Raw genomic sequence first — 12320 nt, 5'->3', positions numbered from 1 at the left:
TATCCAAGCTGTAAACCGCCTGGCATCCGAAAATCCGGAGAAGCATAAATAGCTGTATACTCGCGCGCCTTTTTATCTGGTGTCCTGAGGTTACGCGATGAGCAAAGCACCTACCGTCGGATTTGTTTCACTTGGCTGCCCCAAGGCAACGGTGGACTCCGAGCGCATCCTGACTCAGCTGCGCATGGAGGGCTATCAGATCGTGCCCACCTATCAGGACGCCGACGTGGTGGTGGTCAACACCTGTGGCTTCATCGACAGCGCCAAAGCCGAGTCGCTGGATGCCATCGGCGAAGCCATTGCCGAGAACGGCAAGGTGATCGTCACCGGCTGCATGGGTGTGGCCGAAGACAACATCCGCAATGTGCACCCCAGCGTGCTGGCGGTCACCGGTCCGCAGCAGTACGAGCAGGTGGTCAATGCGGTGCATGAAGTGGTGCCGCCGAACATCGATCACGATCCCTTCGTCGATCTGGTTCCGCCGCAGGGCATCAAGCTGACGCCGCGCCACTACGCCTATTTGAAGATTTCCGAGGGCTGCAACCACACTTGCAGCTTCTGCATCATCCCGTCCATGCGAGGCAAGCTGGTCAGCCGTCCGGTGGGCGACGTGCTCAGTGAAGCCGAGCGCCTGGTCAAGGCCGGTGTGAAGGAAATCCTGGTGATTTCCCAGGACACCAGCGCTTATGGCGTCGACGTAAAGTACAAAACCGATTTCTGGAACGGCCAGCCGGTCAAGACGCGCATGCTGGAGCTCTGCCAGGCGCTGTCGAGCATGGGCGTGTGGGTGCGTCTGCATTACGTCTATCCGTACCCGAACGTCGACGACATCATCCCGCTGATGGCCGAAGGCAAGCTGCTGCCCTACCTGGATATTCCGTTCCAGCATGCCAGCCCGAAGGTGCTCAAAGCGATGAAGCGTCCTGCCTTCGAGGACAAGACGCTAGCGCGCATTAAAAAGTGGCGCGAGATCTGTCCGCAGCTGACTATCCGTTCGACCTTTATCGTAGGGTTCCCCGGCGAGACGGAAGAAGACTTCCAGTACTTGCTGGACTGGCTGACCGAAGCGCAGCTGGACCGTGTCGGCTGCTTCCAATACTCCCCCGTCGAGGGTGCACCAGCCGAAACGCTGGACCTGGAACCGGTACCGGATGAAGTGAAGCAGGACCGCTGGGACCGCTTCATGGCGCACCAGCAAGCTATCAGCGCTGCTCGCCTGGAGCGCAAGATCGGCCAGGAAATCGAAGTGCTGATCGACGAGGTCGATGAAGACGGCGCGATTGGCCGCTCCTACGCCGATGCGCCGGAAATCGATGGCATGGTCTACGTCGACAGCGACCGTTCACTACAGCCGGGTGACAAGGTCCGCGTTCGGGTAACCAATGCCGACGAGTACGATCTCTGGGCCGAGACGATCTGATCAAAGCTGTCTGAAACCATCGAAGCCCTGCCATCTGGCAGGGCTTTTTGCTGACCGCACACGTCAATCCGCTGCATCCACTGACGGGCGTTGCGATGGGACCAGAAGGCCCCCCACCGCAGCAGGTAAGATGGCCACCCCAGCTCTTCGTAACAGCCGATAGCATGTCTTATTCCGTATCACCCATTGGCTTTGTCCACTCCTGTTTCAAGGAAAAATTCGCGATTCCGCGACAACCCCAACTAGCGCCTGCAGCACGTGGTGTGCTCGAACTGGTCCCGCCCTTCGATCAGTCCCATGCGTTGGACGGTCTTGAGCAGGTCAGCCATGTCTGGCTGCTGTTTCTCTTTCATCAGGCGTTGGAAGCCGAGCCACGTTTGCGGGTACGCCCGCCGCGCCTGGGTGGCAACCGCATGGTTGGCGTATTCGCAACGCGCGCGACCCACCGACCCAACGGCATCGGGCAGTCAGTGGTCAGACTTGAGCGGATCGAGCCCGGCCGCCTGCATCTGTCGGGGATCGATCTGCTGGACGGCACGCCTGTGCTGGATATCAAGCCTTACGTTCCCTATGCCGACGCCATTGCAGGAGCGCGTAATGATCTGGCCAACGCCGCACCGGCACCGATAGATGTGCACTGGACCAAGGCAAGCCTGGAGCAGGCCTCTAGCGAAGCGCTGCGACTTGGCGAGCCACTGGTTGAGCTGATCGAACAGTGTCTGGCGCAGGATCCACGTCCGGCCTATCAATTACCGGCCCCGGAACGCCGTTACGGCACGCGACTATGGGATGTCGAGGTTCGCTGGCATTACCCCGACCCACAGTCCATCACTGTGCTGGAAGTGCTGCGAGCGGCAAGCTAGCCTACCTGGACTGGTTATCGAGCGATTCTTTCAGCCCAGCGGCGCGAGCCCGCTGGCTCGCTAAACATGCCGGCCCCTACGAGATATCTACCACCGCCATGCGGGTTGCGCTGCGTGAGAATATGCCGCCGCCCTTTTCCGCATAAAGCCACCACCCGCTGGGAAGACATCGTCGAGCTGAAGTCGATGTTTCCGCTGCTGAAGGTGGTCGAGAATTACCGCTGGGTAGAACAGGCCGCTACGTGACCTCTGTAAGCATCGACCTGAGCCCGCATCTGGCCGAACGAATCGGCCACGAACTGGCCGAGGCCACTGCCCGACAACTGGATTTCGATCGGCGCGAGAATGATTGACAGCAAGCTGGCGTTGGCCGGCTTGCTGCACAGAACCTACTGGCGCGACGGAGTAAGCAGTAACCGCTGGGTGCCGTAGACCTTGTCCAGATTTTCGGACTTGAACGGGAAGCTCATGTATTGCCCGTTCAGCCAGGCGTCGATGCCATCGGCGTAGTGCGGGCTGGCCGGGTTGCCGGACTGACCCGAGCTGTTGAGCCCGATCATCGGCTCGTCACGCCCGAAGTCGACGATGATCCGCATCGCCGGAATCAGCCACGTATCGAAATTGTCACCCCAACGGTAGGCAGAGACGTTCAGCGTGCTGTGATCGCCACCCGCCGCATATGGACCGCGGTCGAGATAGCCGCTGATGGCATTGATTCCGCTACGCTGGCTGGCAGGCATGTACGGGGCCAATTGGGTAGTACCCGTCCGCCAGGTGTAGGTGTGCAGATCGCCCCAGCGCCAGGCGTTGCGATCCGCGCCCTGCAACGTCTCCAAGCGGCTGACCGCCGCCGCGAGGGAGCGCGCCAGGATGACTGGTTTGTCTTCCTGCTGGGGCGTAGACAAGTCATCCCAATAAGGACTGTCCTCGCGCCCGAGCAAGTGATCCGCCTGCGCCGAGTAGGACGCGTTCGCTGCTTCTACCAGCGCTCTCCACGCGGAGCTGGTTTCCGGTCCCAGCTCGTCGAGGAAGGTTTGCCGTGCCGATTCCATCAGGAAGGCTTCGTACAATGCGGCATCGGCGGAATCTGCGGCGAGTTTACCGTCGAAGCGGAGCAGACGAGACAACGCCTCGCGCGCCTTGCCTCGCGCAGGCTCGGCGAGCGCATCGATGGCGGTCTTGAGCGGCGCCGCCATCCCAGGTGCCTGGAACATGTGTTGCAGCTTGGCCGCGAAGGTAGTCGTCTGATCGTATTGCATAGCGATCACGCTGCGGCTGTCCTGTTTGCCCTGCCCGAGCAGCTCGGCAATACGCTCGGCGCGCTCAGGGTAATACCAGGAGTTGGACAGTTGCATGCCGTAGCCTTTGGGCACGGTGCGATGATTGGCAGTGGCGAGCCAGCCTTGCTGCGGATCCTGGTCATAGGGATGCAGCATGGGATCGGCGAAACCATCCCAGTCGTAACGACCATCCCAGCCAGGCGATGGCATCAGGCCGAGCCCTTCGCGACGATTGGGATAGCGCCCGGTCACCTGCCAGCCGGTACCCTGAGCGTCGGCGAAAACAATGTTGAGTGCTGCAGCGCGGATCTCACGAGCCGCCTCGAAGGCTTGATCCAGCGACTGCGCGCGGGTCAGGTCGAAAAACGCGTCCAACGACCGGTCGCCCTCGAACTGCGTCGTCTTCAGCGCGAGCCCATAACCGCTGCTCATCTGTAGCGGCTGCAAAGGATGCTTGCGCTCGCCCAGCGCGCTGTTCAGCAGCGGGCCGTTGCGGGTCTCGTAGACCGTCTCGCGAATTGGGCGCTCGCCCTTGATGAAAAACGTCTCGTGACGCTCACGCGCCGGCACCCACTTGCCATCGGCGAGGTACATCAAGCGTCCGCCTTCACGCCGCACCTGTTCCAGAAACAGGTCTTGGGTATCACCCATGACCATTGTCATACCCCAGCCCAGTTTGCCGTTGAAGCCAGCGACCACAGCGGGTACCCCTGCGATCGTCACACCGGCGGCCTGAAATTTCGGCGAGCGGATCTGCACGAAGTTCCAATACGAGGGCATCGACAGCGGCAGGTGCGTGTCGTTGGCCATCAGCGGTTTGCCGCTACGGGTGTTGCTGCCCGATATAGCCCAGTTGTTCGAAGCCGCGACGCCCAGCATATTCAGCGAAGCGATCTCGGACGCGGCGCGGTCGAGCGCGGCAAGTCCTGATATCTCGCCGCTCAGCTTCAGGCCCTTGAGCTTGTCGGCTTCATCGAAGGGCAGCGGCTCGTCGGGATAGGTAGGCAGCAGCCAGGCGAGGTTATCGCTGCCGACCTTTTGCGCCAGGACCAGCGATGCGATCTCCTCCTGCAGATTGACCGCCAGACCGAAGTTCAACAGGCAGAACACCAGCACCGAATCTTCTGCTTTCCAGTATTCGGGGGTGTAACCCGCGGCGGCCAGATCCATCGGCAGCTTGTCGCGATGCCTGAACAGATAGGCGTTGACACCCCGTGCGTAGACTTCGAAGAACTTCTTCATCCGCGGCGAGCTGTCCTGGTACAGCACCGCCGCGCTCTGCCGAAGATTTACAGCGCGCATGAAGCGATCAATCTCTAGTACACCGGGTCCGACCATCTCCGCCAGACGGCCTTCGGCCATGAGACGCAAGCCGACCATCTGGCTCAGACGGTCGGTAGCATGCACGTAACCCAAGCCGAACAACGCGTCGTGAAAAGTGGCCGTCTCGATCAATGGCATTCCCAACGGATTGCGCCGGATGCTCACGCTCTTGTCCAAACCGGTGATCGCCTGGACACCTTGCGCAGGGGGCAGGCTGTCGCTATAGCGACTGTCCAGATAGGCCTGACAGCCGCTGAGTCCCCCGGCCGCCAATGTAGCGCCCAAGGTCAGACGAACCAGAACAAACGGCAGACGCAGAAACATCAACGGCTCCTTCGCGGGCGGGCAATGCGGAAATAGACAGGATAGATGGTGTGCTGCGGTACGGCGCCGCGCTCAGGCGGCTTCGCGGTTTTTTGGCAAGGCCTCGTCGAGCAGCCAGCGAGCAGACCGCCGCGCCTCCGCTTTGTGTTGCAACTCGAGCGCACTGAAGTTGGCTTCGTGGCGGCGACGCTCGGTCTTGTCCAAAGCCTTCCAGGCGGCATGCGTCGGCACTTGCTCGGTCGCCTCGAAAAGCACTTGGAACACTTGGCAGCGAGGATCTTGCCCAAGGTTGGCGTCGTAGTTGTCCAGCAGCACCTTGATCCGGATCGCACCTTCGATCAGCGGCACCTGCTCGTCGAGCAGGCTACCGGCGAGCACCCGCAAGTCCGCCGCAAGCGCCACGTGCTGCTGCGCTTGCATCTCTGCAAGTTGTTGCTCCCTGCGCCAAACCTTGCGCCATAGGTGCACGGCGTATGCGGCCAACGCTGCAATCAGCAGCAAGCCAATGATAAGCAGCGCCATGGCAAGCGGCGTCATGGACGGGTCAGGCTCCGTGGCACTTCTTGTATTTTTTTTGACTGCCGCACGGACAAGGGTCGTTGCGGCCGACATCTTTCAGCGGATTGCGAACCGGGTCATGGCTATGGTTGCAATGCGGGCCATGGACGTGATGGTCGTGGTCATGGTCGTGATTGCAATCGGGACCGTGTACATGGGTTTCATGGTTCATCGACGTTACTACTCTGGGATAAAGTTGCCGGGGATTATCTCGCCATTGGTGGAGATGTGCACGCCCCGACCGAGCAACAAGCCTGTTTTCAGCTCACCATCCAGACGATAGGCAATAGGCCGGTCAGGCTTCTCCAGCAATCGCACGATGTATTTCATGTGCCGCCAGAGGTTGGTATGTACCGGCACTTCATAGTATTCGAAGCCATGACCGGGAATAGTCGCCCAGCCGCTGGATTCGCCGCTGGCCAGTTCGATGTCATTGAGGTGGACGGTGTAAATAAGCCCGCGAACCGGCAGGCTTTGCTCATTGGGATTGTCGATGCGAAAGCGCAGCATAAATTGCTGCTCGAGCAACCTGGCCTTGATGATTTCGACCTTGGTGAGCTGGACGCTAGGATCTTGGAAATCGCTGCTGAACCAGGTCGAGCAACCGGCAAGACTGGATAGCAGACCCAGCAAAACCACTGCTCTCGATATTCTTCTTATAGGTGCGTGGCAAAGCATTCCGGTACTCCATAGGACGGCCAAGTGTAGCAAGCGGCGGATTGGCTGCAATGGGTTGTTTTGGCGAAGCTAGCACGCCGCCGCTACGTCTTTGCTACCACCGTTGCGGCATACGGAGCCATTGCGGCACTTACCGGCGCAGCTGCCCTCCCCTAGGCCAGCTGCGGACCACCCGGCTAACCAGCGAGGGCGCGAGCCAACACTGCCCGCGTCTTGAAAATCCCCTCCGCCAGTGCCGCCTCGATTTCAGCCATGGTAATGATGCCGGTGGTTTTTCCGGCGGCGGGATTGACGACTAGGGCCAGGCAGGCATAAGGCAGCTCCAGCTCCCGAGCGAGGACCGCTTCGGGCATACCCGTCATACCCACGATATCGCAGCCATCGCGCTCCATCCTGGCGATTTCGGCAACCGACTCCAACCTCGGCCCTTGAGTACAGCCATAGACACCATGGCTGCTGAACAGATAACCCTCGGCAGACAAACCAGCGATAAGGCGCTGGCGCAGCGTTTCGTCGTAGGGGTAGCTGAAATCGACATGGGTGACATGCTCGATGTCGCCCTCGAAGAAGGTGTGCTCGCGCCCATAGGTATAGTCGATGAGCTGATGCGGTACGCACAGATGGCCAGAGCCCATCGCCGAATGAATGCCGCCGACCGCGTTCACCGCGATCACCGCCTGCGCCCCAGCTTTTTTTAGCGCCCATAGATTAGCGCGGTAGTTCACCTGATGCGGCGGGATGCGGTGCGGATGTCCGTGACGGGCCAAAAACAACACATCTTTGCCGGCATACTCGCCGCGCAGAATATCGGCCGACGGCGGACCGTAGGGGGTTTCCATATATATAGCTTCACGTAGGGTGAAACCGGGCAACTCGGTCAGGCCGGTGCCGCCAATAATGGCGTGGACAGTCATCATGTTTCCTTGGTCAAGCGATCAGTTCGGCTGCTTTGAGGGTGGCGATCGATGCGCGCCAACGAGGATCCTGTTTGTACTCCAGCGAACCCGCCGCACGGCTGCGCATCTTCGCCAGTGCGAGCGATGGCTGCACACCGAGACGCTGCAGCGCCGACAGGGCTAGCTCGGCAGCGCCACGGTCGTTGCACACTAAGCCCATGTCGCAGCCAGCCGTTAGTGCCGCTTCGATGCGGCTCGCGGCATCACCTACCACATGCGCACCAGCCATCGACAGATCGTCACTGAAGATCACCCCACGGAAGCCCAGCTCCTTGCGCAAGATGTCCTGCAGCCAATGCCGTGAAAAGCCGGCCGGCTTGTCGTCGACCTGCGGATAGATCACATGTGCAGGCATCACCGCATCGAGCTCGCCAGCCAACTGCTGAAACGGAATCAGGTCATGCACACGAAGCGCGTCCAGACTACGCTCGTCGACCGGAATCGCCACGTGGGAATCAGCCTCGGCCCAGCCGTGACCAGGGAAGTGCTTGCCGGTGGCTGCCATCCCTGCGCTACGCATGCCTTTGATGAACGCTCCGGCAAGTTCGGTGGCACGCTGCGGGTCAGCCTCGAACGCGCGGGTCCCGACCACTGCGCTGCGTTGGTGATCCAGGTCGAGCACCGGCGCGAAGCTGAAATCCAGCCCAACCGCCAGCACTTCGGTCGCCATCACCCAGGCGCAGGTTTCTGCCAACTCCAACGCATCGGCGCGCGAGGCGAAGTCGCGCATCGCCGGCAAGCGAACAAAATCGCGCCGCAGCCGTTGGACGCGCCCGCCTTCCTGATCGACAGCCAACAGAACATCGGGCCGCACGGCGCGAATAGCGCAACACAGCTCCTGTACCTGGCGAGGATTTTCGATATTGCGAGCGAACAGAATCAGCCCGCCAACCTCCGGTTGGCGCAGCAACTGGCGATCCTCGGCGGTCAGCCAAGTACCGGCGATGTCCAGCATCAATGAGCCTTGCATGATGAGCAGATCCTTAATTCAGCGCTGCGCTCGACCAATCCGGACACGCCGTTTCGCCTATATGGACGGCACAACCGGCCGGCACCAGAGGAAAAAGATCGAGCAAATCGGCATTGCGCAGCCTGATGCAGCCGTGAGAAAGCGGTACGCCCATGGGTTCTGAGTCAGGCGTGCCATGCAAATAGATATAACGACGAAAGGTGTCGACCTCACCCATCCGGTTGTGTCCGGGCTCGCATCCGCTGAGCCAGAGGATTCGGGTGAGAATCCAGTCGCGCCCGGGAAACCGCTCGCCCAGGTCCGAATTCCAGACTTCACCGGTCCAGCGCCGGCCACGCAAAACGGCCCCGGACGGTAGCCCTTCACCGATACGCGCACGTACCTGGTGGCGACCACGTGGCGTGCAACCGGAACCATTGAGTTCGCCGACACCGTTACGAGCGGTAGACACGGGCAGCCGGACGCGCAGCCTGCCATCGGAAAACCCGTAGAGCATCTGGTCGGCAATCGAGATATGAAGGAAATCGAGATCAGACATGGGCGGCTAGCTTAGCTGATCGATCCCTGACCGTGTACCTCAACCCTTGGCGGGCATCGCCAAAGCGTTGCGTCGACCGATGGGATGGGCTTGAGCCAAGCTCGAGTCCACCACACCGGAATCGGCACGCATGCCGGCAGCTAGAAACGGAACCATCATGCGCATGACCTGCTCGATGGATGTCCTGGCGCCAAAATCGTTCTCAGCGATTGCTCGCAACGCCTTGATGCCCGACATGCTGAACGCCGCGGCACCGAGCATGAAATGCACGCGCCAGAACAGCTCGATGGGCGGAATCGAAGGCGCCGCCTCGTGCACTCGGTGCATGTACCGACGAAACACCTTGCCGTACATGTCCTCAAGATAGCGGCGCAGGTGACCTTGACTCTGACTGAATGACAGGCCCAGCAGGCGCATGAAAATCGACAGATCATCGCCACTGCGCGGCTTCACTGCAAGCGCCTGCTCGACCAGAATCTCCAGCAACTCTTCGAGACTGTCTTTCCTGTCGGGTTTAGCTTCACGTTTGTCCAGTTCTCGTTCAAGGCTCACGCAGAATGGCCCAAGGAAACGAGAGAAAACTGCTTGGATAAGCGCCTTTTTCGAACCGAAGTGGTAATTCACTGCCGCCAGATTGACCCCAGCTTTACTGGTGATCAGGCGAAGCGAAGTCTCGGCGAAGCCTTTTTCAGCAAACAGCTGTTCCGCTGCATCAAGAATACGCTCCACTGTTTCCGACTGCGCCATGCCCCCTCCCACTGACAAACACTTGTTTGAAACTTACGTTTCACTCACCACCAAGTCAACCACGAAAGTGTCCGAGCGCCTAACCGCAGGCAACCAGAGCTTGCACCAAGCCAGCGCAGCTCTCAACCAAACAAAGATTGCCAAGCATCAGGCACTGTATATAATCCCAGTCACTGTATAAAAGAACAGAGACCACCATGATCAAGCTGACCCCTCGCCAGTCGGAAATTCTCGCCCTCATCAAGCGATGCCTTGAAGAAAACGGCTATCCGCCTACGCGTGCGGAGATCGCTCAGGAGCTGGGTTTCAAATCGCCCAATGCAGCTGAGGAGCACCTTAGGGCATTGGCCAACAAAGGCGCTATCGAGATGACGCCCGGCGCCTCGCGCGGGATACGTATTCCAGGCTTCGAACCTGCCGCCGAAGAGAGCGGTTTACCCGTCATTGGACGAGTAGCAGCCGGCGCGCCAATTCTTGCCCAGCAAAACGTCGAAGAGTCCTGCCAGATCAACCCAGCATTCTTCCACCCCAAAGCCGACTATCTGTTGCGTGTGCGTGGTATGAGCATGAAGGACATCGGCATTTTTGATGGTGATTTGCTCGCCGTACATACCACGCGTGAAGCACGCAATGGCCAAGTCGTCGTGGCTCGGATCGATGATGAGGTAACGGTGAAGCGCTTCAAGCGCGAAGGCGACAAGGTCTGGCTGCTGGCTGAGAACCCCGAGTTTGCCCCCATCGAAGTGGATCTCAAACAACAAGAATTGGTTATCGAAGGCTTGAGTGTCGGCGTGATTCGCCGCTAAGGAGAGGTTCATGCAGTATCAACCCCAACCCACCGCAGGCAAACCACCGCAGCTTTCTTTATTCGAAGGGCTGATCGCCCATCGATTGACGCCGTTCGGAGAAATGGCCTGCGCCCCCCCGCAGCCCGCCGACGATTGGCTGAGCGAAATGACCTTGAGCGGCAGCGGTGGTCATTGCCGTCTGTTGCTCGCCCCGATCCTGCGCGAGCTCAGTGAGGCGGCCGACACACGCTGGCTGACTCTGATCGCGCCGCCTGCATCGTTGTCGCAAAGCTGGCTACGGGAAACCGGGCTCAACCGCGACCGTATCCTGTTATTGCAGGCCCGCGAGACCCAAGGTGCACTGGAATTGGCGTGCAAGGCACTGATGTCAGGCTGCAGCCATACAGTGATTACCTGGTTGGGACGTCTCGACAGGACCAGCCGGCTGAAACTGCGCGCTGCGGCCGATCAGGGCAACGCGCAAAGCCTGAATGTACGTATGGGTAACTGAACCGTCTGATCTATCCGGCACATGGAAGTGCCGAAAAAACTCGCCCAGCCGCAATGGCAACCAGGCGATTCGCATCAGTGCAGCACGTGCGGCTCCTCTTCTCGCTCGAATTCCCCTTCCGATACTCGCCCTGCCATCTGCACACCGACGCTGAACATTGCTTTGGCAATTTCGACATGCTGCCCCTGCAGGAACTCCTTGGCATCGTCAGAGAAATCCAATGTGGCCAGCACACCTTCGTCCTCAGCGCGACGCAGCACAATGCTGCCATCGGGTAGCTCGACGATTTCCAGAAAAGACGTTGGCATGAGTCTGCTCCCCGTGAAAGGCGCGCATTGTACCAGCCGGCCAGAATGCAGACAGCCCTTGGCTTGATACGAGCGGCGGTATGCAGATGCACCACAGCGCCACTACACAGTAGGATGGCGTCTCATCGCGGTCTGGACAGCAATCGGGACCGCGCCATTCGCTTCAAGGAAGCTGCCGAATGACCGCCAGAACGTTGCTGCTGACAGCATTGGCCATGCTTGCTTTCGCAGGCAACTCACTGCTTTGCCGTGCTGCATTGCGTGACAGCCAGATCGACCCTGCCAGCTTTACCGCGTTGCGCCTGCTGGCAGGAGCCCTGATGCTGTGGCTGCTGTTGTTCCTGCGTAAAGGATCTTCAGCGAAGTCCGGCAGCTGGTACGGCGCCGTGGCGCTCTTCGTCTATGCGGCAGCCTTCTCGTACGCCTACCTGCATCTCGATGCCGGTGCCGGCGCGCTACTACTGTTCGGTGCAGTGCAGTTGAGCATGATTGCCTGGGGGCTAATCAGAGGGGAGCGGCTGCATCGCCTGCAAGTGGTTGGGCTGCTTTTGGCAGGAGGGGGACTGGTCGCGCTTCTTCTGCCCGGCACGAGCACACCGCCTATATCGGCTTCGTTGCTGATGGTGCTGTCGGGCATCGCCTGGGGCGCGTACTCGCTTTTGGGAAGAGGAACACCAGATCCGTTGGCCGCGACAGCTGGAAACTTCATCCGCACGCTACCGATTGCGGCTGTGCTTTGCCTGCTGGCGTTGGCCTGGCTGGAGTGGGATACGGCCGGTGTGATCTATGCGCTCCTATCCGGTGGGCTGATGTCCGGTATCGGCTATGCCATTTGGTACGCCGCGTTGCCCGGCCTCGCAGCCATACAGGCTGCGAGCGTGCAACTGAGCGTGCCCCTTATCACTGCGCTGGCTGGTAGTGTGCTTTTGGGGGAAACCCTGACCGGACGCCTACTGATCGCCGGCCTCGCGATCCTGGGCGGTATCGCCTTGGTCCTGCGGGTCAAGCACAAGGTTCCAGCCCGAACCGAATAGCCAAACGCTTTCTCGCTTAGGC

At 60.1% G+C, this 12320-nt stretch carries 15 protein-coding genes; 6 read left to right on the top strand and 9 right to left on the bottom strand.

Translation table 11 applies throughout. The annotated features are described in order from the left end of the window. Positions 1 to 97 precede the first annotated feature (97 nt). The 3 genes from rimO to D7241_RS04275 all read left to right on the top strand — a co-directional run bounded on the left by rimO (position 98) and on the right by D7241_RS04275 (position 2529). Positions 98 to 1420, top strand: coding sequence for a 30S ribosomal protein S12 methylthiotransferase RimO (gene rimO / locus D7241_RS04285; protein WP_408100438.1), 1323 nt, complete (start codon positions 98 to 100; stop codon positions 1418 to 1420). Between the two features lie 164 nt (positions 1421 to 1584). After that, positions 1585 to 2283, top strand: coding sequence for a tRNA (N6-threonylcarbamoyladenosine(37)-N6)-methyltransferase TrmO (gene tsaA, locus D7241_RS04280; RefSeq protein WP_408100437.1), 699 nt, complete (start codon positions 1585 to 1587; stop codon positions 2281 to 2283). Between the two features lie 114 nt (positions 2284 to 2397). Then, positions 2398 to 2529 (top strand): hypothetical protein, encoded by a 132-nt coding sequence (locus D7241_RS04275; protein ID WP_408100436.1) that lies wholly within the window; start codon positions 2398 to 2400, stop codon positions 2527 to 2529. 143 nt (positions 2530 to 2672) lie between these two features. Here D7241_RS04275 and D7241_RS04270 read toward each other — a convergent pair whose 3' ends face one another. The 8 genes from D7241_RS04270 to D7241_RS04235 form a co-directional block, all read right to left on the bottom strand. Next, the gene (locus D7241_RS04270; RefSeq protein ID WP_408100435.1) at positions 2673 to 5210 is read right to left on the bottom strand and encodes a penicillin acylase family protein; all 2538 of its coding nucleotides are present in this window, start codon (positions 5208 to 5210) and stop codon (positions 2673 to 2675) included. A 72-nt stretch (positions 5211 to 5282) separates the two neighbouring features. Then, on the bottom strand, positions 5283 to 5747 hold the full coding sequence (locus tag D7241_RS04265; RefSeq protein ID WP_255982066.1) for a DUF2489 domain-containing protein: 465 nt from the start codon (positions 5745 to 5747) through the stop codon (positions 5283 to 5285). A 7-nt stretch (positions 5748 to 5754) separates the two neighbouring features. Next, positions 5755 to 5940: an SEC-C metal-binding domain-containing protein gene (locus D7241_RS04260; RefSeq protein ID WP_255982068.1), complete on the bottom strand. Its 186-nt coding sequence runs from the start codon at positions 5938 to 5940 to the stop codon at positions 5755 to 5757. An 8-nt stretch (positions 5941 to 5948) separates the two neighbouring features. Beyond that, positions 5949 to 6446: an LEA type 2 family protein gene (locus tag D7241_RS04255; protein WP_408100434.1), complete on the bottom strand. Its 498-nt coding sequence runs from the start codon at positions 6444 to 6446 to the stop codon at positions 5949 to 5951. A gap of 176 nt (positions 6447 to 6622) precedes the next feature. After that, positions 6623 to 7360, bottom strand: a complete 738-nt coding sequence (locus D7241_RS04250) for an S-methyl-5'-thioinosine phosphorylase (protein WP_255982072.1) — start codon at positions 7358 to 7360, stop codon at positions 6623 to 6625. A 13-nt stretch (positions 7361 to 7373) separates the two neighbouring features. Continuing rightward, on the bottom strand, positions 7374 to 8372 hold the full coding sequence (gene nagZ / locus D7241_RS04245; protein ID WP_408100433.1) for a beta-N-acetylhexosaminidase: 999 nt from the start codon (positions 8370 to 8372) through the stop codon (positions 7374 to 7376). A gap of 13 nt (positions 8373 to 8385) precedes the next feature. Beyond that, on the bottom strand, positions 8386 to 8910 hold the full coding sequence (locus D7241_RS04240) for a L,D-transpeptidase family protein (protein WP_408100432.1): 525 nt from the start codon (positions 8908 to 8910) through the stop codon (positions 8386 to 8388). Positions 8911 to 8949: 39 nt separating this feature from the next. After that, on the bottom strand, positions 8950 to 9657 hold the full coding sequence (locus D7241_RS04235; RefSeq protein ID WP_255982078.1) for a TetR/AcrR family transcriptional regulator: 708 nt from the start codon (positions 9655 to 9657) through the stop codon (positions 8950 to 8952). 197 nt (positions 9658 to 9854) lie between these two features. On the opposite strand from D7241_RS04235, the gene lexA reads away from it, so the two are divergent. Beyond that, positions 9855 to 10463, top strand: a complete 609-nt coding sequence (lexA, locus tag D7241_RS04230; RefSeq protein ID WP_408100431.1) for a transcriptional repressor LexA — start codon at positions 9855 to 9857, stop codon at positions 10461 to 10463. A 10-nt stretch (positions 10464 to 10473) separates the two neighbouring features. Continuing rightward, positions 10474 to 10956 carry an SOS-induced cell division inhibitor SulA gene (gene sulA, locus D7241_RS04225; protein WP_408100430.1) on the top strand — a complete coding sequence of 161 codons (483 nt, stop codon included), beginning with the start codon at positions 10474 to 10476 and terminating at the stop codon, positions 10954 to 10956. A gap of 74 nt (positions 10957 to 11030) precedes the next feature. On the opposite strand, the gene D7241_RS04220 is transcribed toward sulA, so the two are convergent. Further along, positions 11031 to 11264 carry a hypothetical protein gene (locus D7241_RS04220; RefSeq protein WP_255982084.1) on the bottom strand — a complete coding sequence of 78 codons (234 nt, stop codon included), beginning with the start codon at positions 11262 to 11264 and terminating at the stop codon, positions 11031 to 11033. Between the two features lie 179 nt (positions 11265 to 11443). Here D7241_RS04220 and D7241_RS04215 point away from each other — a divergent pair, with 179 nt between their 5' ends. Next, complete coding sequence (locus D7241_RS04215; RefSeq protein ID WP_408100429.1) at positions 11444 to 12298, top strand: DMT family transporter; 855 nt, start codon at positions 11444 to 11446, stop codon at positions 12296 to 12298. Positions 12299 to 12320 lie beyond the last annotated feature (22 nt).

The sequence above is a fragment of the Stutzerimonas sp. VN223-3 genome (genome assembly GCF_045999685.1).
Taxonomy (GTDB): Bacteria; Pseudomonadota; Gammaproteobacteria; order Pseudomonadales; family Pseudomonadaceae; genus Stutzerimonas; species Stutzerimonas stutzeri_AR.
Note: the sequence above shows the minus strand (reverse complement) of the source record. Positions and strands in the feature narration are given on the sequence as shown.